This is a genomic window from Streptomyces sp. NPDC001135, from assembly GCF_053598395.1.
In genome coordinates this window covers 130,921-153,831 of the sequence record NZ_JBSFKD010000025.1, presented here as the reverse complement: position 1 = coordinate 153,831, position 22,911 = coordinate 130,921, and the positions used below count along the sequence as shown (strand labels likewise).

Here is a 22,911-nt window from a genome sequence, read left to right as displayed (position 1 = left end):
GTGATCACGTACGTCAACCCGGCGGTCGCGGTGGCGGCGGGCGCGATCTTCCTGAGCGAGCCGCTGACTCCCACGGTCCTGGTGGCCTTCGCCCTCATCCTGGCCGGCTCGGTCCTGGCCACGGCCGCCGGCCCGCGCCGGTCCCGGCGCCCGGTACCATGGTCCACACGGCAGACGAGCCGGGCGGACGGCCGCGTGGAGTCCCCCTAGGGGGCTTCCCGAGGAACGTCCGGGCTCCACAGGGCAGGGTGGTGGCTAACGGCCACCCGGGGTGACCCGCGGGACAGTGCCACAGAAAGCAGACCGCCCGGGGCTACGGCCCCTGGTAAGGGTGAAACGGTGGTGTAAGAGACCACCAGTGCCCAGGGTGACCTGGGCAGCTAGGTAAACCCCACCCGGAGCAAGGTCAAAAGGAAACACTCCGGTGTTTCTGCGCGGACGTTCGAGGGCTGCCCGCCCGAGTCCGCGGGTAGACCGCACGAGGCCGGTGGCAACACCGGCCCTAGATGGATGGCCGTCGCCCCGGCGCCCGCGAGGGCACCGGGGAACAGAACCCGGCGTACAGCCCGACTCGTCTGCCTCACTTTCTTCTGCGCAGGGGCCTCGGCTCGTGGTCCGGGCGGACTGCCTGGGCAGCGAGCCGTCAGCCGCGGGGAGCAGGGTCCCGCCCGCCACCGGCGCGCCGGCTCGGCCGCCCACCCGCCCGCGCGCCCCAGGTCCCGCTGCTGCCGTGTGGCGCCCGCGGGCCGACCTCGCCGCCCGCCGTCTCGCCCGGCAGCCACCGCGGCGGTCTCCCCGCACCCGCGGGGCCACCTCGTCAGCCCAGCAGATACAGCCGCCGCCCCGCACAGGCCGCCCGCCCTCGGCCGCCCACCGGCCCGCGCGGCAGCCGCCCGCCACCCACCACCGGCCCGCCCCCCGGCACAGCCGCTCCATCTCCCACCCCCAAGGACGCGCCTCAACCCCCGAGGTGCTTACGAAGCACCGTCTGCACGGTGATCAGGTTCGGGTTGGTCGAGTTGCGTGCGAGCCAGGTCATGGTGACGTGTGTGCGCAGGGACACGTCGTCGATCTCGACGAGCGCGACCTCGCCGCGGTCGGCCTGGGCCCGTACCGCGAGGGACGGGAGGAGGGCGCAGCCCATGCCCGCCGCCACGCACGCGCCGAGGGTGCCGATGCTCGACACCTCCGCGACCGGTTCCTTGGCGGCCGGCCCGGAGAAGGCGTTGTCGAACATCTCCCGGAAGCCGCAGCCCCGTTCGGTGGCGAGAAAGGGTTCGGCGGCCAGCTCCCCGAGGTGCGCCCGGCCCCGCGCCGCCAGGGGATGGTCCGGCGGGGTGATGACCACCAGGGGTTCCTCGGCCAGGGTCTCGGCGCGCAGGCCGGCGTCGGGCGGCGGGTCTCCGAAGGTCAGGCAGACGTCGAGGTCGCCGCGGCGTACCGCCTTGTACAGTTCGCCCCGGTTGTGCTGGGCGACCCGCACCCGCGCCTTCGGATACAGCGCGCGGTAGCGCACGAGCACCCCGGGCAGGACGTGCAGGCACACCGTCTCCAGCGCGCCCACCGACACCTCCGCGCCGGGCCTGCTCACCGCCCAGCGCGCCTCCTCCAGCAGCTTCAGCAGACGCTCGGCGTACTCCGACAGCGTCACGCCCTGCGGCGTCAGCCGCACCCGCCGCTGCGAGCGGTCGAGCAGCTCGACCCCCAGCTCACGTTCCAGCGCTTGGATCTGGTCGCTGACGCTGGACTGGGCGTAGTGCAGTTCCCTGGCCGCCTGGGTGAGACTCAGCGTCCTGGCGACCGTCTCGAATGTTCGAAGATGCCGTAACTCCACGTCCGGGCTCCCCCCGATGACCGATCGGCTGAGCCGATGCTATCCATCGGGCATTCCCGTCGTCACCAGCGGCAATTCGGCTCTCCCGCCCGCTTGAATGGTGGGTGCCGACGCCCAACTCCCCACGGGGCGCGGCCATGTGACTCCGGCGGAGCAGAGGAGAAAGACATGTCGACGCAGACGGAACGGCAACGGGCTTCCGTCGCACCGGCACGAACCGACAGGCCCTCGCGGACCCTGCTGGCCGGGCTCTCGCTCGGCTACTTCATGGTCCTGCTGGACATGACGATCGTCTCGGTGGCGCTGCCCGCCATCTCCACGGCACTCCACGTCGGGCTGAGCGGCCTGCAGTGGGTCACCAACGGCTACACCATCACCTTCGCCGCCCTGCTGCTCACCGCCGGCTGGCTGTCCGACCGCTTCGGCGGGCGCAGGGTCTTCCTGTGCGGACTCGTGTCCTTCGGCGTCCTGTCCGGCGTCTCGGCCGCCGCGGACACCCTGGGCGCACTGGTCGCGCTGCGCCTCGCCCTGGGGGTGGCCGGCGCGCTGCTGCTGCCCGCCTCCCTCGCCGTGATCACCAACGCCTACAGCGACCCGGCCGACCGCGCCCGCGCCGTCGGCAACTGGGCCGCCATCACCGGACTGGCCCTCGCGGCCGGCCCGCTGGTAGGCGGCGCGCTCACCGACACCGTCGGCTGGCGCGCGATCTTCCTCATCAACGTGCCGCTGGCGCTGGTCAGTTTCGTCATCACCGTGCGCCTCGCCCCGGAGACCGCCCGCAAGCAGCGCAGTGGCCTCGACGGCGTCGGACAGGCCGGCGCCGTCGTCGCCCTCGGTGCCCTGTCGTACACGCTGATCGAGGGCCCGGACCGGGGCTGGAACACCGGTCCGGTGGTCGGTTCCGTCGTCCTGACGGCGGTCGCCGCGGTGGTGTTCGTCGCCGCGGAGGCGCGCGCCGGGGACGCGGCGATGCTGCCGCTGCGCATGTTCCGCAGCCGTGGCTTCGCCGCCGCGCTCGGCGCCGGGCTCCTCGCCAACTTCGGTCTGTCCGGGCTGCTGTTCGTGCTGTCGCTGTTCTTCCAGGAGAGCCGCGGGTACTCCTCGTTCAGCGCCGGCCTGGCCTTCCTTCCGCTGACCCTGCCCACCGCCTTCAACCCCGTCTACACCGGACGCCTCGTCGGCCGCATCGGCCCCCGCCGCCCCGCCACCACCGGGTTCGTCCTGATGGGCGCCGGTGCGCTGCTGCAGGCGCCGTTCACCGGCGACTCCCACCTCGCGTGGGCCGCCACCGTGGTCGGCCTGCTCGCCTTCGGATTCGGCGTCTCCTTCGCCCTGCCCGCGCTCGTCGCCGGCATGGCGAGCTCCGTACCGCCCGAGCTGGCCGGCATCGGCGCCGGCGCGCTCAACTCCGCCCGCCAGGTCGGTGCCTCCCTCGGCGTCGCCGTCCTCGGCGCGGTCCTCGACCTGTCCTCGACGAACACCGGCGGTACCAGGTGGGCCCTCGTCGTCGGGGGTCTGACCCTGCTGCTCGGGGCGATCGTCGCCGTGACGGGGCTCAGGGGACGTCCCGCGAGCTGACGCGGGACGGCCGGCCGGGAGATCCACGTCCGCACCCACCGCCGGCCACCCGCGAGGGAAGGGATGTTCGGCGCCCCGGACGCCCCGCGGCGGCACCCTTCTACTCCTCGCTACTCCTCGAACAGCACCTCCTGCTCGCCCTCCCTCTTCACCCGCACCCGCCGCGCGCGCACGCCCACGACCAGCGCCGTGGCCGCGGCCGTGGCGCCGAGGGCCGCCGGGACCATCCAGCCGCGGTCGAAGACATGGCCGAGGGCGTGGTCGAGGGAGAGCCGGCCGGGGCCCGTGATGCCGAGGCCGGCCGCGGCGAGCCCGAGGCTCGCCGCGTACTCGTAGCCGCCCTCCTGGGCGAAGAAGCCGTTGGGCAGGTGGACCGCCGCCGCCCCCGCCATCGCGCCGGCCGCCGCCGCACCCGCCGCCGGGGTCGCCAGGCCCAGGGCGAGCAGGGTGCCGCCGCCGGCCTCCGCGAGCCCGGCCGCCGTCGCGCTCGCCCTGCCGGGCGCGTAGCCGACGGACTCCATGAACTGACCGGTGCCCTCCAGGCCGTGCCCGCCGAACCAGCCGAACAGTTTCTGCGCGCCGTGCGCGGCCAGCACCCCGCCGGTCCCCAGCCTGAGGAGCAGGAGGCCCAGATCACGTCGGTCGTAACAGCTCACGGTGACTCCCATGCGGACAGGCGGACGGGGACAGGTTCCTCCCGCGTTTCCACCGTCGCAGCTCTCACACCGGCGGGCGCGCCGTGGCGGGCGTTCGGGTGGCGGGGCGGGGAGGGCGGTGTGAACCTGGCGCCATGACGATTCAGCCAGCCAAGCTCAGCGATCCGGCCGTCCGGGCCTTTGTGAACGCCGTCAACTCCCATGACCGGGAAGGCTTCCTGGAGCTGCTCGCCCCCGGCGCGACCATGTCCGACGACGGCTCCGACCGCGACCTCGCCGACTGGATCGACCGGGAGATCTTCTCCTCCCACGGCCACCTGGAGGTCGACAACGAGTCCGCCGGCGGCCGCGCGCTGCTGGCCCGCTACCGCAACGACACCTGGGGCGAGATGCGCACCAGGTGGACCTTCACGGTGGAGGACGACGGCCGGATCTCCCGCTTCGAGACCGGGCAGGCGTAGACGGGCAGGGGAAAGGGAGTTGAGAATCCGAGGTGGCTCATCGGATTTTCATAACGCGGCAAATTCCGCGCCCTCCCGGCCCGCCCTGAGCGAATCCCCTGCTGGGCGCGGTGTACGGTCCCCGGGTGCGTGAATGTTCCCGGCTCAGCCGACGTGCCGTCCTCGGGTTGACGGCCGCCGCCCTTCCCGTGTCCACGGCCACCGCGGCCGCCGCCGTCGACTCCCCCGTCATCGGGGGCGAGCGGCTGGCCCGCTCCGGTGTCCAGGTGCGCGGTGCCTCGGGGCTGCCCAAGAAGATCACCGCCCAGTCCTGGCTGATCGCCGACTACGACAGCGGAGACGTGCTCGCCTCGTTCAACGCGCACCGGCGGCTCCCGCCCGCGTCCACGCTGAAGATGCTGTTCGCGGACACCGTGCTGAGGAAGTTCGACCGCGCCGAGCGGTACACGGTCAAGGACGCCGATGTCGCCGACGTCCCGGCCGGCTCCAGCCTGGTCGGCATCAAGCCCGGCATCACCTACACCGTCGAGGAGCTGTGGCAGGGCGTGTTCCTGCGCTCCGGCAACGACGCCGTGCACGTTCTCTCCCACATGAACGGCGGCATCGCCAGGACCGTCGCCGAGATGCAGGCCAAGGCCGCGGACCTGCAGGCCCTGGACACCCATGTGGTCAGCCCCGACGGCTTCGACCACCCCGGCCAGATCTCCTCGGCGTACGACCTCACGCTGTTCGCCCGGCACGGCCTCAAGGACGCCGACTTCCGCGGCTACTGCGGCACGAAGACCGCCGACTTCCCGGCGGGCGGCAAGAAGACCTTCCAGATCCAGAACACCGACCGCCTGCTGACCGGGGCGCTGGGCCTGCGGACGTACAACGGCCTGATCGGCGTCAAGAACGGCTACACCAGCCATGCCGGCAACACCTTCACCGGTGCGGCCACCCGGGGAGGGCGCACCCTGCTGGTGACGGTCATGCACCCCGCCGAGGGCAGCAACGCCGTCTACGAGCAGACCGCCGCGTTGCTCGACTGGGGCTTCGGCCGCGGGCGTTCGGCGCAGGCCGTGGGCACGCTCGTCGAGCCGCTCAGCGAGGGCGGGGCGAGCGCGCGTCCGGCCCCCGGGCGGAAGGCGGTACAGGTGGCGGCCGGCGCGCCCGGCTCGGAGTCCCGCGGCCCGTCCACCGGACGGCTGGTGGAGGGTGCGGGAGGCACGGCGCTGCTGCTGGCGGCGGCGGGCGTGCTGGTGGTGAAGAAGCGGCGCAGGGCGGTGGCGGCGGCCGCGGCGGCCGAGGCGTCCCAGGAGGCCGGGGAACCGGTGGCCCCGGGGGGCCGGCACCGGCGCTGACTGTGCGGCGGCCGTTCCACCGACCGGTGCGCACCCCGCGTCCCGCGCGGGGGCCGCCCCCAACTCCGGCCCGGTGGAACGGCCGCCGCCTCCCCCCTCGGTATGGCCTGCGGAATCCACATGCTCCAACTGTGAAGCTCTTGTGGAGGAAAGTTGAGCACACGTGCTCGACCGGCCGCAATACCGCGAATGTTCGAAGTCCCTTCGGGCAGGCGGGGTCAGCCGCGCCCGATGTACGGCATCGCCGTCGCCAGTACCGTCGCGAACTGCATGTTCGCCTCCAGCGGCAGCTCGGCCATGTGCCGCACGGTGCGCGCCACGTCGGCCACGTCCATCACCGGCTCCGGGACCACCTCGCCGTTCGCCTGGAGGGCGCCGGCCCGCATCCGGGCCGTCATGTCGGTCGCCGCGTTGCCGATGTCGATCTGCCCCACCGCGATGCGGTACGGCCGTCCGTCCAGCGACAGGGACTTGGTCAGCCCGGTCAGCGCGTGCTTGGTCGTGGTGTAGGCGACCGAGCGCGGGCGGGGTGTGTGGGCCGAGATCGAGCCGTTGTTGATGATCCGCCCGCCCTGCGGATCCTGCTCCTTCATCCGCCGGTACGCCGCCTGCGCGCACAGGAACGCCCCGTTGAGGTTGACGTCCACCACGTGCCGCCAGTCGTCGTACGACAGCTCCTCGACCGGGACCTCGCGGGGACCGTTGATCCCCGCGTTGTTGAACAGCAGATCCACCCGGCCGAACCGTTCCACCGTCGCCGTGAACAGCGCCTCCACGTCCGCGGGCCGGGACACGTCGGTGCCCACGGCGAGCGCGGCGGCCCCCGGGACCAGCGCCGCCGTCGCCTCCAGCGGCTCGGTGCGCCGGCCGGCCAGCGCCACCGACCAGCCGGCCCCGAGCAGCTCCACGGCGACGGCCCGCCCGATGCCGGAACCGGCGCCCGTCACCACCGCGATCTTCGATTGCCTGTCAGTCATGGCTCCGCAGCGTAGGCGGAACATCCGGCATGCGGAATCCACCGTCCGCCATACGGTTACACGGTGGCGGCGACCGTCTCCCCGGGATAGCGCACCCCGATCCGCTCCCGCAGCGCGTCCAGCGTCCGCATCACCGCCAGCGAGCCCTCCAGGGGCACCAGCGGCGACTCCTTCTCACCCGCCCGCAACGCCCGCATGACCTCGACGGCCTCGTGCCGCAGGCTGGCGCGCGGCCCGTCCGCCGGGTCCGCGGCGAACTCCTCCGGGTCACGGCCGTCGCGGCACAGCACGAACCGCTCCGGCTGGAAGAAGCCGGACGGCACGTCGATCCGGCCGCGCGAACCGGTCACCGAGGCCGTGCCGCCCGTACCGCCGACGATCGAACAGTGCAGCGTGGCCATCGCCCCGCCCGCCCAGGACAGCAGCGCCCCCGTCTGCAGGTCCACCCCCTCGGCCGAGAGCACCGCACTCCCCGCGACCGCGTCCGGCTCGCCCAGCAGCAGCTGCGCGAACGACACCGGATACACGCCCAGGTCCAGCAGCGCCCCGCCGCCGAGCGCCGGATCCCGCAGCCGGTGCGCCGGCGGAAACGGGCCCGCCAGTCCGAAGTCGGCCTGCACGGTGCGCACTTCACCGATCGCCCCGTCGTCCACCAGCGCCTTCAGTCGCCGCACCAGCGGATTGCAGTACATCCACATCGCCTCCATCAGGAAGCGGTCGTGCTCCCGCGCCAGCGCGACGAGTTCCTCCGTCTCACGCAGGTTCAGGGTGAACGGCTTCTCGCACAGCACGTTCCGCCCCGCCTCCAGACACAGCCCGGCCGCCGCCCGGTGCGCCGTGTGCGGAGTGGCGACGTACACGACGTCGATGTCCGGGTCCGCCGCCAGCGACTCCCAGTCGCCGTACGCCCGCTCGGCCCCGAAGCGCTCCGCGAACGCCTCCGCCGACTCCGGCCGCCGCGAGGCCACCGCCGTGATCTCCGCGTCGGGCAGATCCACCAGATCCGCCGCGAACGCCGCAGCGATCCCGCCCGTCGCCAGGACCCCCCAGCGCACCCTCTGCTCCGCCATCGCCCCGCCCTCGCTCGTGTGTGCCCCGGCAGTGTGTACGAGCTGAGAGCATAGGTGCCGGTCAGACCCAGGGAGGGACAGATGCCCGAGCACGCGGCGGAGACGGAACACGGCCCCACCACCCCTGCCACGCCGCCGGCCGCCGCCCGCCGCACCGGCCTGCTCGTCACCCTCGTCCTCGGCGGCCTCACCGCGACACCCCCGCTCGCGATGGACATGTACCTTCCGTCCCTGCCGGAGGTCACCCGGTCCCTGCACGCACCCGCCGCCACCGTCCAGCTCACCCTCACCGCCTGCCTGCTCGGCATGGCGCTCGGGCAGCTGGTCGTCGGCCCGATGAGCGACCGCTGGGGCCGCCGCCGCCCCCTGCTCACCGGCCTCGCCGTCTACCTCCTCGCCACCGCCCTGTGCGCGGTGGCGCCGGACGTCGAGACCCTCGTCGCCTTCCGCCTGGCCCAGGGCCTCGCGGGCGCGGCCGGGATCGTCATCGCGCGGGCCGTCGTACGCGACCTGTACGACGGAGTCGCCATGGCCCGGTTCTTCTCCACCCTGATGCTGATCTCCGGGGCCGCGCCGATCGTCGCCCCGCTCATCGGGGGGCAGATCCTCCGGGTGACCGACTGGCGCGGTGTGTTCGTCGTCCTCACGGCGATCGGCGCCCTGCTCACGGCGCTGGTCTGGCTGCGGCTGCCGGAGACCCTGGCCCCGGGCGACCGGCACGGGGGCGGAGCCGGCGAGGCCCTGCGGTCCATGCGGGCCCTCCTCGCCGACCTGCCCTTCACCGGCTACATGCTGGCCGGCGGCTTCGCCTTCGCCGCACTGTTCGCGTACATATCCGCGTCCCCCTACGTCGTCCAGGAGATCTACGGCGCCTCCCCGCAGACCTTCAGCCTGCTGTTCGGCCTGAACTCGGTCGGCCTGGTGATCGCCGGACAGGTCAACGGGAAGCTGCTGGTCGGCCGGGTCGCCCTGGACAAGGTCCTCGCCACCGGCCTGGCGGTGATCGTGCTCGCGGCGACCGCCCTGCTGCTGATGTCCACCGGCGCCCTCGGCGACACCGGCCTCGCCCCCGTCGCCGCCGCGCTCTTCGTCCTCATGTCCGCCATGGGCATCACCCTCCCCAACGCCCAGTCCCTCGCCCTGCTGCGCACCCGGCACGCCGCCGGCTCCGCCTCCGCGCTGCTCGGCACCTCCTCCTTCCTCGTCGGAGCGGTCGCCTCCCCGCTCGTCGGCGTCGCCGGAGAGCACACCGCCGTCCCCATGGCGGTGGTCCAGCTGGCGGGAGCACTGGTCGCGGCGGCCTGCTTCGTGGGAATGTGCCGTCCCTGGAGCACACGTGGGAACGCACGTGCGCAGGCGGAGGGAGACGGGAACTGAGCGCACCGAGACTGCGCGCCGACACACCGGAACGGGCCGGGCTCGACCCCGTCGAGCTCGGGCACCTGGTCGGCGACGTGCACGCCCTGACGGCCGGCGACCACCCCTGGGCGGCCGGCGCCGTCGTGCTGGCCGGCCGCGGCCCCGTCATCGCCGTGGCCGAGGCGGCGGGCTGGGCGGTCCGCTACGCCTCCTACGACCCCGAGACCGGCACCGGCGTCGAACTGCCGCCCGCCGCCCGGGTCCCGGCCACCCTCGACACGCCCTTCGACCTGGCCTCCCTCACCAAGCTGTGCACCGCTGTCGCCGCCGTGCAGCAGATCGAGCGCGGCACCCTCGGCATGGACGCCCGGGTCGGCGACTACCTGCCCGACTTCCACGCCGCGGCCACCCACGGCATCACCGTGCGGCAGCTGCTCACCCACACCTCGGGGCTGCGCCCCGAGCTGCCCCTGTACGACTGCCCGGACGACGCCGCCCGGCTGGACCTGCTGCGCGCCGAGGCCCCGACCGGCGAGCCGGGCCGGTACCGGTACTCCGACCTGAACATGCTGCTGCTCCAGGCCGTCCTGGAACGCATCACCGGCCGTACCCTCGACGTCCTCGTCCAGGACGGCATCACCCGCCCGCTCGGCATGACCGCCACCGGCTTCGGACCCTGCCCCGGCGCCGCCGCCACCGAGGACCAGCGGCGGCCGTGGGCCAAGGCGGACCGCGGGATGCTGCGGGGCGTGGTCCACGACGAGAACGCCTGGGCGCTCGGCGGCGTCGCCGGGCACGCCGGCCTGTTCTCCACCGCCCGCGACCTCGCGGTCTTCTGCCGGACCCTGCTCGCCGGCGGCTCCTACGGCCCCGCCCGCATCCTCGGTCCCGACTTCGTCGAACTGCTGCTGACCCCGCCGGGGCTGGGCTTCGCCGTCGACCAGCCGTGGTTCATGGGCGAACTCGCGGGCCACGGCGCGGCCGGCCACACCGGATTCACCGGCACCTCGCTCGTCCTCGACCCGAGGACCGACACGTTCCTGGTGCTGCTGGCCAACACGGTGCACCCGAGGCGCCGGGCACCGGACAGCGGGCCCAGGGCAGCCCTGGCCACCCGGCTGGCGAGGGCGGTGATCTGAGCCCACCGTAGAATCGCCGGGTGAACGACCCCGTGACCCCGGCACAGACCCTGCGCGCCGCCCTGGACGACGTCCTCGCCGGGCTCCCGCCCACCCAGGCTGCCGGAGCCGTGGAACGGCTGATCGCCAACTACCGCGGGGCGACCCCCACCCACGCCCCGATCCTCCGCGACCGGGCCGACGTGGCCGCCTACGCCGCCTACCGCATGCCCGCCACCTTCGAAGCGGTCCGCTCGGCACTGGAGGCGTTCGCACGGGCCGTGCCCGACTGGACGCCCGGCAGCCACACCGACGTCGGTGGCGGCACCGGCGCCGCCACCTGGGCGGTCACCGCGACCTGGCCCGGCGAGCGCGGCGTCACCGTGCTGGACTGGGCCGAGCCCGCGCTCGCCCTCGGCCGGGAGATCGCCGCCGCCAACCCGGCCCTGCGCGGCGCCCGTTGGCAGCGCGCCCGGATCGGCGCCGACCTCACCCTCCAGGACACCGACCTCGTCACGGTGTCGTACGTCCTCAACGAGCTGGCCGAGCCCGACCGCGCCGCCCTCGTCGACGTCGCCGCGGCCGCCGCGCGGGCCGTGGTGATCGTGGAGGCCGGTACCCCGGCCGGCTACGCCCGCGTCATCGAGGCCCGCGACCGCCTGATCCACGCCGGACTCCACGTCGTCGCCCCCTGCCCGCACAGCGCCGCCTGCCCCATCGAGCCCGGCAGGGACTGGTGCCACTTCTCCGCCCGGGTGAGCCGCTCCTCCCTGCACCGCCAGGTCAAGGGCGGCACCCTGCCGTACGAGGACGAGAAGTTCTCGTACGTCGTCGCCACCCGCCTGCCCGCCGGGCCGGCCCCCGCCCGCGTGATCCGGCGCCCGCAGATCCGCAAGGGCCAGGTGCTGCTGGACCTGTGCGAGGCCGACGACCAGCTGCGCCGCACCACGGTCACCAAACGCCACGGCACCCTGTACAAGGCGGCCCGGGACGCCGAGTGGGGCGACGCGTGGCCGCCCGAGGAGCCGACTGCGTAAGCGCCCTTCGGGGTCCTGCCGCGCTTGTTAACGTCTGGGCATGGTCACCAAGCCGGCCCCCGACGCCACCCGCCGCAGCGAGAAGTCCCGCAGAGCGATCTACGACGCCGCCCTCACCCTGGTCGGCGAGGTCGGGTACCCGAAGACCACCGTCGAGGGGATCGCCGCCCGGGCCGGGGTCGGCAAGCAGACGATCTACCGCTGGTGGCCGTCCAAGGCGGCCGTCCTGCTGGAGGCGTTCCTCGACCTTTCCACGCAGGCGGCACAGGAAGCCGGCCAGGAGCCGTACGTCATCCCGGACACCGGGGACCTCGCCACCGACCTCAAGACGGTGCTGCGGATCACGGTGGACCAGCTGCTCGACCCGCGCTTCGAGGTGCCCTCCCGGGCGCTGGCCGCCGAGGGTGTGGTCAACGAGCCGCTCGGCCGCGAATTCGTCGCCAAACTCCTCGAACCCCAGCTCCAGCTGTACGTCGACCGGCTGCGCGCCGCACAGGACGCCGGGCAGGTACGGGCCGGCGTCGATCCCCGTATCGCCCTGGAGCTGTTCGTCTCGCCCCTGGCGCAGCGCTGGCTGCAGCACACGGGACCGATCTCGTACGACTACACGGACACGTTGGTCGAGTACGCCCTGTACGGAATCGCATCCCGGCCACCCCGAAGCGCATGAAGAGGGGACGATAAGGCACACTGTCCGCACACCAGCGAGGCGACCACCCAGACTGAGGGGATAGATGAGCGCGACGTTCGGCGGCCGGTCGGGCCGGCAGGGCAAACTCTCCCAGTGGCTGCTCGGACGCCGCCCGAAGGAAGCCGCCGACGACGGCGGCCGGGAGACCCTGCTGCTCGGCGCCGCCGCGGCGGGCCTGCCGCTCGCCCCCGCCGCGCACCCCGCACCCGGCTACCGCTGTTCCTGCGACCGCGTCGGCTGTCCCACCCCGGCCCGGCACCCGGTGTCGTTCGCCTGGCAGACGCAGTCCACCACCGACCGTGCCCAGATCGAGCGCTGGGCCCGGCACCAGCCGCAGGCCAACTTCATCACCGCCACCGGCATGGTCCACGACGTCCTCGACGTGCCCCTGGAGGCCGGCCGGGAGGCCCTGGAGCGGCTGCTCTCCTCCGGTGTCGAGGTCGGCCCCGTCGCCGAGAGCGACGACGGCCGCATGCTGTTCTTCACCCTCACCCGCGGCACCCCCGAGGACGAGGACGAGTGGTGGCCGTGCGAGCTGGACTGCCATCCCGAGACCATGGACGAGCACCCCGGGCTGCGCTGGCACTGCCGGGGGTCGTACGTCCTCGTGCCGCCGGCGCGGCTGCCTGGTGACGATCGGCGGGTGCGGTGGGTGCGGGGGCCGGAGCAGGCGCTGCCGGACCCGCTGAGTCTGCTGGAGGTGCTCACCGACGCGTGTGCGCGGTACGGGGGCGCGGAGAGTGCGGCTTGGCCGTTGCGGGGCGCCTGATCCGACTGGTCCGAACGAACCCCCTGGCCCGGCGCCCCTGACGGAGTCTCACTCGCCCTGTGCCGACACCAGACCCGGCACCCGCCCCAGCACCGACACCCTGCCGCTGCCCGCCGGGTCCACGGCGGCCTGCGCCGACATGAGTTCCAGGGTCAGGGACTGCTTCACCTCGCCCTTGGTCAGGGCCTGTACGTCCTTCGTCTGGGCCGGGACCGTGGTGCCGGTGGCGGCGGTCTGCTTCTCGTAGTGGTGCGTGGTGAAGAACACCAGCGCGCCGCCGTCCGCCGTGCGCAGCGCCAGGGGAGCGTAGTCGCCGCTCGTCAGCGGCCGGTCGATGAACTGCGTGACCAGGCCCGGCTTGTGGTACCGCTTGGCGCGGTTGGCGCGTTCGACACTGGTGTACGTGCCGTCGGCGAAGGTCCGGCCGCCCTTCTTCAGGTAGGCCGCGTAGTCCGCGCTCAGCTTCCCGGGTGCGACGGCGAGCTGGGTGGAGCCGGCCGGTACGGCCTCGGCCCAGCCGTCCTTGTCCGTCTTGAACTCCGGTACGGCGCCCGGCGCCAGGAGGGTCACGTACGCCACCCGCCAGCGCTCGCCGAGGTCGCCCCGGGTGAACACCATCAGCCAGCGGGCCTTGCCGGTCTTGTTGCCCTGGGCGTCGGCGACGAACCAGCGCGGCCAGCCGGGCTTCTTCGGGATCGTGATGTTCACGTCCGACAGCTTCAGCGGCACGTGGTGCGGGTTGCCGGACGGGCTGCCCGCGTGCAAGGCCTTCAGCCGGGCGGCGGTGATGTCGCCGAACGGGCCGGTGAGGTAGGGCGCGTCCAGGGAGTTGTCGTAGGCCTTGTCGGCCTTGTTGTAGGCGGTCGTGAACGCGGTGAGCGCCTTGGCGGCCTCGGCGCGGGTGGCGGCCGGGAGCATCTCGCGCTCCCCGTGCACCACCACGCATCCGCTCGCCGTCAGCGACAAAGCGGTCAGCGAGGCCGCTATGAGTGCGTTCCGGTCACGCCTGCGGAGCCTGCGCGGGCTGTGATCCCTGCTCATCGGATCCCTTCACCTTCCCCTTTCCGGAGGCGAACCCTACCGGGGCGAGGAAGATCGCGAGCGTCGGGACCAGGTACAGCAGCCACACCGTGACCTGGAGGACCGTCGGGTCCGGCTGGAAGTTGAGGACGCCCTTGAGGAGGGTGCCGTACCAGCTGTCCGGCGGGACGGTATCGCTGATGTCGAAGGCCAGGTGCGTCAGGCCGGGGAGCCAGCTCGCCTCCTGCAGGTCGTGGAAGCCGTAGGCGAGGACTCCCGCCGCGACCACGACCAGCATGCCGCCGGTCCAGGTGAAGAACTTCGCGAGGTTGATCTTCAGGGCGCCCCGGTAGAACAGCCAGCCGAGCAGGACCGCGGTGGCCAGGCCCAGGGCCACGCCGATCAGCGGGCGCGGGGTTCCGTCGCTCGCCGCGTGCACCGACGCCCACACGAACAGCGCGGTCTCCAGGCCCTCCCGGCCGACGGCCAGGAACGCGGTGGCGACCAGCGCGCCCGTGCCCATGGCGAGGGCCGCGTCCAGCCTGCCGTGCAGCTCCGACTTCAGGTGCCGGGCGGTGCGCCGCATCCAGAACACCATCCACGTCACCAGGCCGACGGCGACGACCGACAGCGAGCCGCCGAGCGCCTCCTGCGCCTGGAACGTCAGCTCCTGGGAGCCGTACTGCAGGACACAGCCGAACCCCATCGCGATGGCGACCGCGATGCCGATGCCGATCCAGACCGGCTTCAGGGCGTCCCGGCGGCCGGTCTTGACCAGGTACGCGATGAGGATGCAGACGACGAGCGACGCCTCCAGGCCCTCGCGCAGGCCGATCAGGTAGTTGGAGAACACGGGCTACGCCTCCTTGGAGAACAGCGTGCGGCCCCACCAGTCGCCGGAGTCCCGGACACCGGGCGGCACCGCGAAGACCGCCGAACCCACGTGCTGGATGTACTCGTTGAGCGCGTCGTGCGCGGACAGCTTGCGCTGCAGCGGGATGAACCCCTTGCGCACGTCCCGCTGGTAGGCCAGGAAGAACAGGCCGGCGTCCAGGCGGCCGAGGCCGTCGGTGCCGTCGGTGAAGGAGTAGCCCCGGCGCAGGATCGTGATCCCGTCGTTCGAGTCCGGGTGCGCCAGGCGCACATGCGCGTCGGGTTTCATCGCCTTCAGGAACGGCGCGTCGTGCTCCTTGGCCTTGCCGACCGGCGCGCCCTCGCGCTTGTCCCGCCCGAACACGTCCTCCTGCTCCTGCAGGGAGGTGCGGTCCCAGGTCTCGATGTTCATGCGGATGCGGCGGGCGACGAGATACGACCCTCCGGTCATCCAGGCGTCCCCGGCGCCCCCGTCGCCCTCGCCGACCCACACGAACTTCTTCAGCCGGTCGGTCTCGGTGCCCGCGATGTTGCGGGTGCCGTCCTTGAAGCCCATCAGGTTGCGCGGCGTCTGGGCGTCCGGGGTGGTCGAGGAGGTCTTGCCGAAGCCGAGCTGGGACCAGCGGATGGCGACCTTGCCGAAGCCGATGCGGGCGAGGTTGCGGATCGCGTGCACGGCCACCTGGGGGTCGTCCGCGCAGGCCTGGACGCACAGGTCGCCGCCGGTGCGGGACCTGTCCAGGTTGTCGCCGGGGAACTGCGGCAGGTCGGCCAGGGCCGCCGGCCGCCGGTCCCGCAGCCCGAAGTGCTCGAAGAACGAGGGTCCGAATCCGATGGTGAGCGTCAGTCGCGAGGGCTTGAGCCCCAGCGCCTCACCGGTGTCGTCCGGCGGTGCCTCGGCGAGTCCGCCGTAGGCGCCCTCGCCGACGGGCCGGCCGGCGGTCAGCCGACGGGCCGCCGCCGTCCAGTCCTTGAGCATCCGGACGAACTCGTCGCGGTCCTCGGTCTTCACGTCGAACGCGGCGAAGTGCAGCCGGTCCTGGACGGGCGTGGCGATGCCCGCCTGGTGGGCGCCGTGGAACTCCACCGCGCCGCCCGCCTCGGCGGCCACCGGGTCCACGTCGTCTCCGGCCTTGGCCATCGCCACCGCGCCGCCGGCCGCCGCGGCACCGAGCGCGAGCCCGGCGCCGCCCCAGCCGATCAGCGAACGACGCGACGGATTGCTCCCCTGGGTCTCGGTCATCGCTCCGCCCCCTGCTTACTTCGCGACCGCGGCGGCGAGCTTGGACAGCGGCTCGGCGAGGGCGTTCACCGCGTCCGACAGCTCCTTGCGCTGCTCCTTGGTGACCTTGTCGTAGGAGACGAAGTCGTAGGAGTCCTTGTCGGATCGGTACGTGTCGAGCACGCCGTTCAGCGCGGTGAACTGCTTGTCCAGCTCCTTGGCCAGCGCCGGGTCGTTCTTCGCGGCGACCGGCTTGAGCAGCTCGTACGCCTTCTGCGCGCCCTCCACGTTCCCCTTGAAGTCGGCCAGGTCCGTGTGCGAGTAGCGGTCCTCCTCGCCGGTGACCTTGCCGGTGGCGACCTCGTCGAGCAGCTCCTTGGCGCCGTTGGCCATGGAGGTCGGGGTGATCTCGGCCTTGCCGACCCGCTTCTGCCAGTCCTTGAGATCGCTCACCAGCTGGTCGGCGAGGGTCTTCTCGTCGGCGCCGATCTTCTTGTCGGCCCACAGGGCCTTCTCCAGCCGGTGCCAGCCCGTCCACTTCTGGCCCTTCTCCAGGCCGTCGGCGCGGGTGTCGGTCTTGGGGTCGATGTCCCCGAAGGACTCGGCGACCGGCTCGGTGCGCTCCCAGCCCAGGCGGGAGGGCGCGTAGGCCTTCTTGGCGGCGTCGAGGTCGCCGGTCTTGATCGCCTTGGCGAAGGTCTCGGCGAGCGGCACGGTGGCGTCGGCCTGGTCCTGCGCGTACTGGCGGTAGTCGGCGACCGCCTTGTCCAGCTGGGGGTGCCGCTGCGCGTTCGTGCCGCCGCCGGTCACGTCGAGCTTCTGCCGCACGCCGCGGCCCTTCATGCCGGGACGGCAGGCGATCTCGTACGAGCCCGCCTTGACCTCGGCGGTCAGCGTGTACTCGGTGCCGGGCCCGATGTTCTCCTTCTCGGAGACGATCCGGTCGTCCGGGAAGAGGATCTCGACCTCGGTGGCCTTGGAGCCCTTGTTCTCGATCTTCAGCGTGACCTGGCCGGCCGGGACCGACTTGGCGGAGGTGTCGCACTTCGAGTCGGCGGCGGTGACCTGGATCGCGTCGCCGTCCTTGGCTTCGCTCTTCGCGGTGCAGGCCGTCAGGGCGGTCAGGGCTGCCGTGGCGACGGCGGCGGTGACGGTAAGTCGGGCGGCTCGCATGCGGGCTCCAAGCGGATCTGGTGTGGTGAGGCTGGCCTAACTTACCTGAGGCTTACCTCACCTCTACCCACCCGGTGGGTGATTCAGCTCTCACGGATCGGTCACGGATACGGCTTGATCTCGACAGCTCAAACAAGACGCCAATAAAAGGTAAAGGGCGGGTCACGGGGTGGGAAGGTGGGGGCATGGGGAACGCGCGCAGGGAAGTGCTGGGGACCGGCCGGCTGGTGCTGGAGATCGCGGACCGGCCGGCGCCCCCCGCACTCCGCTTCGAGGCCACCGAGGACGGGCGGCGGAAGGTGCTCCGGCAGGGCGCGGCGCCCGTCCTGCTCGGCCGCCTCACCGGCGACGGATGCTGCCACGACCTGCACCTGCACCGCCTGGCCGGCTACCGCCCACCCCTGCCGCCCCTCCGCTCCGCCGAGATGAGGGCGGCCGTCAACTGGCCGCACCGGTACGCGACATGGCTGACGGAGGCCGCGGGAACGCCCCTGGACGACGGCCGTTGGGAGCTCGCGTTGCGCACCTCCCTGCCCCTCTACGTCTGGACCTCCGACTTCGTCCGCGACTGGCCCGGCGGCAGCCTGGAGCTGTACTGCGGCGGTGGCTGGCAGGGCGTCCTGCCGTTGCGGGAACTCGCGCCGCCGGACGCCCCGCGCGTGAAGGCGTACCGCAAACACGTCCGTGACGGCACCCTCGCGCCCGTCCTGTTGTGGTGGGTGCCCTTCCTCGACGGCTGGGTGATCCTCGACGGCCACGACCGGGTGGTCGCCGCACTGGCGGAGGGACGGACCCCGGAGTGCGTGGTGCTCACCCGGCTGCGCGACGAGGAGAGGTGGCGCCGGGACGCCCGGGTGATGACCGAAGGCCACCGCCGGGACATGGACCGGCTCGCCGCACACCCCGCCACGCCCGCGCTCGAACGGCGGCGGGCGGCCATGGAACAGGGCTACGGCGACGCGCTGGCCGGACTGGCGTACGACCCGTCCGGTCTGCGCACCTGGCCGCTCCCCGGCGGCGCCCCCGCCTGGGACGCGCTCGCCGCCGCCGCGATGTTTCAATTCCCAAGTGACTGACTACGACGTGCTCCGCGTCTTCTGCGGACCGAACGGCGGCTACGGCAACGAACTCGGTGTCGTCCGCGACGGCTCGGTGCTGCCCGAGCGCAGCGACCGGCAGGAGCTGGCGGCCAAACTCGGCTTCAGTGAGACCGTGTTCGTGGACGACCCCGAGCGCGGTGTGATCGACATCTACACCCCCACCCTGCGGCTGCCCTTCGCCGGTCATCCCTGCGTCGGCACGGCCTGGCTGCTCGACGTGCCCGAACTGGTCACCCCCGCCGGAGTGGTCGGCGCCCGCATGGACGGCGAGTTCAGCTGGATCGAGGCGCGCGCGGAGTGGGCCCCGCCGCGCACCCTGCGCCGGTACGCCACCGCCGCCGAGGTCGACGCCCTCGACGTGCCCCCGGTGGGGGAGTGGATCTACGCCTGGGCCTGGGAGGACGAGGCGGCCGGCCGGATCCGCGCCCGCGCCTTCCCCGGCCGTGGCGACGGCATCGACGAGGACGAGGCCACCGGCGCCGCCGCGCTGCTCCTCACCGACCAGCTGGGCCGCGCCCTGAACATCGTCCAGGGCAGGGGCTCCCAGATCCTGACCGCACCGCAGCCGCACGGCTGGGTGGAGATCGGCGGCAGGGTGTTCCTGGAACGCTAGCCGCCCCCCGGAGCGCCAGCCGCCCCCCGGAGCGCCAGCCGCCCCCCGGAACGCTAGGCGCTCAGCGGGAACTCCTCGCCCAGCGCCCGGAGGACGGCGGTGTTCAGGGCGAACGCCCGCTTGCATTCCGCCACGACCCGCTGCCTCTCCAGGTCGTCCACCCGGATCCCGTCCAGCAGGTCCCGGTAACCCCGCTTGAACGCGGCGGGGTTGGGGACGCCTTCGAAGACATAGAAGCGGACGCCGTCGCCCTTCCGCGCGAAGCCCCAGGTCCGCTCCGCCCTGTCCCGGATGATCTGGCCGCCGGACAGGTCGCCCAGATAACGGGTGTAGTGGTGGGCGACATAACCCCCGGGCCAGCGCTCGGCGCACTCCCGGACCCGGTCCGCGTACGCCCGGGTCGCGGGCAGGGCGCCCAGTCCCGCACGCCAGTCCGGTCCCCGCAGATGCGCCAGGTCCCGCTCCAGCGCGGGCAGCCGGAACAGCTCGGGCCGCAGGAACGGCCCCGCCACCGGATCCTGGGCCAGCTGTCCGGCCGCGCTCTCCAGCGCCTCGTACACGAACCACAACTGCTCGGTGTAGCGCGCGTACGCGTCCACGCCGAGCCTGCCGCCGAGCAGGTCGCCCATGAACGTCGAGGTCTCCGCCTCCGTGTGCTGCTCGTGGGACGCGGTGCGGATGAGGGACGAGAACGACTCCATGGATCACTCCCCGGTTTGCCGACGACCCGTCGGTAAGTTTACCGACAGTGTGTCGGAAAAGCATCAGGGGCCCGGGAAACAGGCAGGAAAAAAAGGCCCGCCCTCCGAAGAGGGCGGGCCAGGGAAAGCGCGGAGTCACGGCAGGGTCAGGACCTCCGCACCCGTCTCCGTCACCACCAGCGTGTGCTCGAACTGCGCGGTCCGCTTGCGGTCCTTGGTCACGACCGTCCAGCCGTCGTCCCACATGTCGTACTCGTGGGTGCCCAGCGTCAGCATCGGCTCGATGGTGAAGGTCATGCCCGGCTGCATGACCGTCGTCGCGTGCGGGCTGTCGTAGTGCGGGATGATCAGCCCGGAGTGGAACGACGAGCTGATGCCGTGTCCGGTGAAGTCCCGCACCACCCCGTACCCGAACCGCTTCGCGTACGACTCGATGACCCGGCCGATGACATTGATCTGCCGGCCCGGCCTGACCGCCTTGATCGCGCGGTTGAGGGACTCGCGGGTCCGCTCCACCAGCAGCCGGGACTCCTCGTCCACGTCCCCGACCAGGTAGGTGGCGTTGTTGTCGCCGTGCACCCCGCCGATGTACGCCGTCACGTCCAGGTTGACGATGTCGCCGTCCCTGAGGACCGTCGAGTCCGGGATGCCGTGGCAGATGACCTCGTTGACCGAGGTGCACAGCGACTTCGGGAAGCCGCGGTAGCCGAGCGTGGACGGGTAGGCGCCGTGGTCGCACATGTACGCGTGCGCCACCTTGTCCAGCTCGTCCGTGGTGACCCCGGGCGCGATGATCTTCGCGGCCTCCTCCATCGCCCGCGCGGCGATACGGCCGGCGATCCGCATCGCCTCGATGGTCTCCGCGGTCTGCACCTCCGGCCCGGTGTACGGCGCCGGCGCGGGCTTGCCGACGTACTCGGGGCGGCGGATGTTTCCGGGAACCGAACGGGTGGGAGACAGCTCCCCTGGAACGAGCAGCGACTGGCCAGACATGGCAGCGAGTCTATCGAGCGGACATGGGGGAACATGTCGGTGGTGAGAGGAGCTGTTCATGGCCCTGTTCAAGAAGCGCACCGTCGGCAAGCCGGGCGAGTGGTACTACTGCCTGGAACACAAGAAGGTCGAGGAGGGCCCGGACTGCCCGGGCAAGGACCGCTTCGGGCCGTACGCCTCTCCGCAGGAGGCCGAGCGCGCGATGCAGACCGCCGCCGAGCGCAACCTCCAGTGGGACAACGACCCCCGCTGGCATGACGCGTCCGCGAGGGGCGACACCGACGACGCGTGAGGGGGTCACGTCGACACGGCGGCACGGCGTTCACGCATCCGCAGCGCGTGTTCACTGGTCCGGGCGTCGTACGCCATGAGCCCCGGCAGGCACAGCGCCAGCAGCCCCATCGCACCCGCGCACGCCAGCCCGCCGGAGACGACGGAGGTCCGTACGCCCGCCCAGGCGGCCAGGCCACCCGCCCGGACCTGGCCCAGCTGCGGGCCGACCGAGTAGGACAGCAGCTCGATCCCGGCGAGCCGGCCGCGCAGCTCGTCCGGGATCGTCTGGTTCCACATCGCGGTCCGGAAGATCCCGCTGACCATGTCGAAGCCGCCGCCGACGGTCAGGAAGACCAGGACCAGCCACACGTTCCCGCAGACACCGGCCGCCGCGACCGCCAGACCCCAGCCGGCCGCCGACAGCACCACCATCAGCCCGTGCCGGTGGATCCCCGACGCCCAGCCGCTGGTCAGGCTCACCAGCATGGCCCCGGCCGGGACGGCGGCGTACATCAGGCCGAGCGCCCAGCCGGCGTCCAGCTCGGCGGCGAGGAACGGCAGCACCGCGAGCGGCATGGCCAGGAACATCGCGGCGAGGTCGACGGCATAGGTGCCGAGGAGTTCCTTGCGGCCCCAGGCGTACCGGGCGCCCTCCAGGACGGCGCTCAGCGTGGGCTTCGACGCCATGGGGGTTTCCCCGCTCGAGCGAAGCCGGGAGAGGGAGGCGGGGGAGGGGGCGATCCGCACGATGTACGCCAGCGAGACCGCGAAGGTCAGCAGGTCGGCTGCGTACGCCCAGCCCAGGCCCGCGTAGGCGACTGCCACGCCCGCGAGAGCCGGTCCCGCGACTCCGCCGGCCGTCCAGCGCAGCGAGTTCAGCGAGGCCGCGGCGGCCATGTCGTCGTGGGCGACGATCCGGGGCCACAGGGAGTCGAGGGCCGGGCGCTGGACGGAGACCAGGGCGGAGGAGAGGGCGGCGACGGCGTACAGCGGCCACACCGCGGGGTGCGGGAGCAGGGCGTTGAGCAGCAGGGCCGCGCTGAGCAGGCCCTGGCCCGCCTCCGTCCACACGATCAGTTTCCGCCGGTCGAGCGCGTCGGCGAGGGCACCGCCGTACAGGCCGCAGACGATCAGCGGCAGCAGCTCCACGGCGCCGATCGCGCCCACCGCCGCCGCGGAGCCGGTCAGGTCCTTCAGCTGGACCGGGAGGGCGACGAAGGTGAGGAAGCTGCCGAAGTTGCTGATCAGGCCGGATTTCCAGAGGCGGCGGAAGTCTGCGGAGGCCTTCCAGGGGGAGAGGTCGGGGAGGAGGGGGAAGGTCACCGAGGCATGATCGGCCGACCGTGATCAGCAGGCAACCGTATTTCCGTCAGGGCGGCGGGACCCCTCACCAAGGAGCGGGCGGCGGTGCCGTCAGGATCTCCGTCAGCCGTGCCAGCCTGTCCCGGAAACCCCGCCGCACCCTCGGGGAGCCGCCGTTCTCCCCGGCCGCCGCGCTGACCAGGTGCTGGACCGTGTCCAGGTCCAGCTCCGCCCCCTTGGGCACGGTCAGCGCGTCGTGCGCCATCGCGGCGAGTTCGCCCCCGCCGGAGCCCAACGCCAGTACCGTCACCCCGGTCCGCCGAGCCGCATGCACATGCTCCAGCAGCGTCGCGGGCTCCTCGGGCGCCACCACCAGCAGGGTCTCACCGCGCCGCGCCGCCTCGATCCGGCCTGGTCCGACGGCCAGGTGGGGCGGGTCGCAGGGGCGCGCGTGATGGCGTACCAGGGTCGGGGCCAGCTCCGGGGTGCCGGACCACGCCGCCTCGTCCACCAGATGCGCGGCCAGATGCCACGGCTCGTACGCCGGCGTGCCCACCAGCAGCAAACCGCCCCCGTGCGCCACCACCGACCCGCGCAGCACCCCCGCGAACCGCCGGGTGGCCCCCAGCCACTCGGTCCCGGCGAGCACTTCCCGCAGCAGCGCGACCCGTACGGCGTCCATGCGCCCGCATCCTGCCGCAACCGGCCACTCGTGACGTGGAGTTCACGCGGAATTCGCCCGTCCCGG

At 72.7% G+C, this 22,911-nt stretch carries 23 protein-coding genes and 1 other RNA gene; 12 read left to right on the top strand and 12 right to left on the bottom strand.

Features of this window, described 5'->3' with window-relative positions; all coding sequences use genetic code 11:
* Positions 1 to 175 precede the first annotated feature (175 nt).
* An RNA gene (rnpB, locus tag ACWC94_RS27795) (RNase P RNA component class A) lies at positions 176 to 578 on the top strand.
* 380 nt (positions 579 to 958) lie between these two features.
* Here rnpB and ACWC94_RS27790 read toward each other — a convergent pair.
* Positions 959 to 1,834 (bottom strand): LysR family transcriptional regulator, encoded by an 876-nt coding sequence (locus ACWC94_RS27790; RefSeq protein WP_450799835.1) that lies wholly within the window; start codon positions 1,832 to 1,834, stop codon positions 959 to 961.
* A 168-nt stretch (positions 1,835 to 2,002) separates the two neighbouring features.
* Here ACWC94_RS27790 and ACWC94_RS27785 point away from each other — a divergent pair, with 168 nt between their 5' ends.
* A complete protein-coding gene (locus ACWC94_RS27785) occupies positions 2,003 to 3,412 on the top strand; it encodes an MFS transporter (protein ID WP_450799834.1) in 1,410 nt (469 codons plus the stop codon).
* A gap of 110 nt (positions 3,413 to 3,522) precedes the next feature.
* On the opposite strand, the gene ACWC94_RS27780 is transcribed toward ACWC94_RS27785, so the two are convergent.
* Positions 3,523 to 4,068, bottom strand: coding sequence for a DoxX family membrane protein (locus tag ACWC94_RS27780; protein WP_450799833.1), 546 nt, complete (start codon positions 4,066 to 4,068; stop codon positions 3,523 to 3,525).
* Positions 4,069 to 4,202: 134 nt separating this feature from the next.
* On the opposite strand from ACWC94_RS27780, the gene ACWC94_RS27775 reads away from it, so the two are divergent.
* Positions 4,203 to 4,529 carry a nuclear transport factor 2 family protein gene (locus tag ACWC94_RS27775; protein WP_450799832.1) on the top strand — a complete coding sequence of 109 codons (327 nt, stop codon included), beginning with the start codon at positions 4,203 to 4,205 and terminating at the stop codon, positions 4,527 to 4,529.
* A 125-nt stretch (positions 4,530 to 4,654) separates the two neighbouring features.
* The gene (locus ACWC94_RS27770; RefSeq protein ID WP_450799831.1) at positions 4,655 to 5,872 is read left to right on the top strand and encodes a D-alanyl-D-alanine carboxypeptidase family protein; all 1,218 of its coding nucleotides are present in this window, start codon (positions 4,655 to 4,657) and stop codon (positions 5,870 to 5,872) included.
* A gap of 218 nt (positions 5,873 to 6,090) precedes the next feature.
* Here ACWC94_RS27770 and ACWC94_RS27765 read toward each other — a convergent pair whose 3' ends face one another.
* A complete protein-coding gene (locus ACWC94_RS27765; protein WP_450799830.1) occupies positions 6,091 to 6,849 on the bottom strand; it encodes an SDR family oxidoreductase in 759 nt (252 codons plus the stop codon).
* Between the two features lie 56 nt (positions 6,850 to 6,905).
* Complete coding sequence (locus ACWC94_RS27760; RefSeq protein ID WP_450799829.1) at positions 6,906 to 7,919, bottom strand: Gfo/Idh/MocA family protein; 1,014 nt, start codon at positions 7,917 to 7,919, stop codon at positions 6,906 to 6,908.
* 81 nt (positions 7,920 to 8,000) lie between these two features.
* On the opposite strand from ACWC94_RS27760, the gene ACWC94_RS27755 reads away from it, so the two are divergent.
* The 5 genes from ACWC94_RS27755 to ACWC94_RS27735 all read left to right on the top strand — a co-directional run bounded on the left by ACWC94_RS27755 (position 8,001) and on the right by ACWC94_RS27735 (position 12,893).
* Positions 8,001 to 9,296: a multidrug effflux MFS transporter gene (locus ACWC94_RS27755; RefSeq protein ID WP_450799828.1), complete on the top strand. Its 1,296-nt coding sequence runs from the start codon at positions 8,001 to 8,003 to the stop codon at positions 9,294 to 9,296.
* Positions 9,236 to 10,417, top strand: coding sequence for a serine hydrolase domain-containing protein (locus tag ACWC94_RS27750; protein WP_450799827.1), 1,182 nt, complete (start codon positions 9,236 to 9,238; stop codon positions 10,415 to 10,417). The genes ACWC94_RS27755 and ACWC94_RS27750 overlap by 61 nt, the downstream gene beginning before the upstream one ends.
* Positions 10,418 to 10,437: 20 nt before the next feature.
* Complete coding sequence (locus tag ACWC94_RS27745) at positions 10,438 to 11,433, top strand: small ribosomal subunit Rsm22 family protein (RefSeq protein WP_450799826.1); 996 nt, start codon at positions 10,438 to 10,440, stop codon at positions 11,431 to 11,433.
* Positions 11,434 to 11,473: 40 nt separating this feature from the next.
* The gene (locus ACWC94_RS27740) at positions 11,474 to 12,103 is read left to right on the top strand and encodes a TetR/AcrR family transcriptional regulator (protein WP_450799825.1); all 630 of its coding nucleotides are present in this window, start codon (positions 11,474 to 11,476) and stop codon (positions 12,101 to 12,103) included.
* A gap of 64 nt (positions 12,104 to 12,167) precedes the next feature.
* The gene (locus tag ACWC94_RS27735) at positions 12,168 to 12,893 is read left to right on the top strand and encodes a bifunctional DNA primase/polymerase (protein WP_450799824.1); all 726 of its coding nucleotides are present in this window, start codon (positions 12,168 to 12,170) and stop codon (positions 12,891 to 12,893) included.
* Positions 12,894 to 12,941: 48 nt separating this feature from the next.
* Here ACWC94_RS27735 and ACWC94_RS27730 read toward each other — a convergent pair whose 3' ends face one another.
* From ACWC94_RS27730 to efeO, 4 genes are read right to left on the bottom strand one after another with little or no spacing between them, the layout of a single operon-like run.
* Complete coding sequence (locus tag ACWC94_RS27730) at positions 12,942 to 13,934, bottom strand: hypothetical protein (protein WP_450799823.1); 993 nt, start codon at positions 13,932 to 13,934, stop codon at positions 12,942 to 12,944.
* Complete coding sequence (gene efeU, locus ACWC94_RS27725) at positions 13,894 to 14,766, bottom strand: iron uptake transporter permease EfeU (RefSeq protein ID WP_450799822.1); 873 nt, start codon at positions 14,764 to 14,766, stop codon at positions 13,894 to 13,896. Before efeU ends, ACWC94_RS27730 begins: the two co-directional genes overlap by 41 nt.
* A gap of 3 nt (positions 14,767 to 14,769) precedes the next feature.
* Positions 14,770 to 16,029: an iron uptake transporter deferrochelatase/peroxidase subunit gene (efeB, locus tag ACWC94_RS27720; RefSeq protein ID WP_450799821.1), complete on the bottom strand. Its 1,260-nt coding sequence runs from the start codon at positions 16,027 to 16,029 to the stop codon at positions 14,770 to 14,772.
* Positions 16,030 to 16,044: 15 nt separating this feature from the next.
* Positions 16,045 to 17,181 carry an iron uptake system protein EfeO gene (efeO, locus tag ACWC94_RS27715; RefSeq protein WP_450799819.1) on the bottom strand — a complete coding sequence of 379 codons (1,137 nt, stop codon included), beginning with the start codon at positions 17,179 to 17,181 and terminating at the stop codon, positions 16,045 to 16,047.
* Positions 17,182 to 17,366: 185 nt separating this feature from the next.
* Between efeO and ACWC94_RS27710 the strand changes: the two genes are divergently transcribed.
* Together ACWC94_RS27710 and ACWC94_RS27705 are read left to right on the top strand one after the other, a co-directional pair.
* Positions 17,367 to 18,257 (top strand): hypothetical protein, encoded by an 891-nt coding sequence (locus tag ACWC94_RS27710; protein ID WP_450799818.1) that lies wholly within the window; start codon positions 17,367 to 17,369, stop codon positions 18,255 to 18,257.
* A complete protein-coding gene (locus ACWC94_RS27705; RefSeq protein WP_450799817.1) occupies positions 18,250 to 18,894 on the top strand; it encodes a PhzF family phenazine biosynthesis protein in 645 nt (214 codons plus the stop codon). The genes ACWC94_RS27710 and ACWC94_RS27705 overlap by 8 nt, the downstream gene beginning before the upstream one ends.
* A 53-nt stretch (positions 18,895 to 18,947) precedes the next feature.
* On the opposite strand, the gene ACWC94_RS27700 is transcribed toward ACWC94_RS27705, so the two are convergent.
* Both ACWC94_RS27700 and map read right to left on the bottom strand, forming a co-directional pair.
* Complete coding sequence (locus ACWC94_RS27700) at positions 18,948 to 19,595, bottom strand: biliverdin-producing heme oxygenase (RefSeq protein WP_450799816.1); 648 nt, start codon at positions 19,593 to 19,595, stop codon at positions 18,948 to 18,950.
* Positions 19,596 to 19,730: 135 nt separating this feature from the next.
* Complete coding sequence (map, locus tag ACWC94_RS27695) at positions 19,731 to 20,588, bottom strand: type I methionyl aminopeptidase (RefSeq protein ID WP_450799815.1); 858 nt, start codon at positions 20,586 to 20,588, stop codon at positions 19,731 to 19,733.
* 58 nt (positions 20,589 to 20,646) lie between these two features.
* On the opposite strand from map, the gene ACWC94_RS27690 reads away from it, so the two are divergent.
* Entirely contained in the window at positions 20,647 to 20,880 is a 234-nt protein-coding gene (locus ACWC94_RS27690; RefSeq protein ID WP_450799814.1) for a hypothetical protein, read from the top strand.
* A 5-nt stretch (positions 20,881 to 20,885) separates the two neighbouring features.
* Here the strand turns inward: ACWC94_RS27690 and ACWC94_RS27685 are convergent, their stop codons facing one another.
* Positions 20,886 to 22,184: an MFS transporter gene (locus tag ACWC94_RS27685; protein WP_450799813.1), complete on the bottom strand. Its 1,299-nt coding sequence runs from the start codon at positions 22,182 to 22,184 to the stop codon at positions 20,886 to 20,888.
* 64 nt (positions 22,185 to 22,248) lie between these two features.
* Complete coding sequence (locus ACWC94_RS27680) at positions 22,249 to 22,845, bottom strand: hypothetical protein (protein ID WP_450799812.1); 597 nt, start codon at positions 22,843 to 22,845, stop codon at positions 22,249 to 22,251.
* Positions 22,846 to 22,911 lie beyond the last annotated feature (66 nt).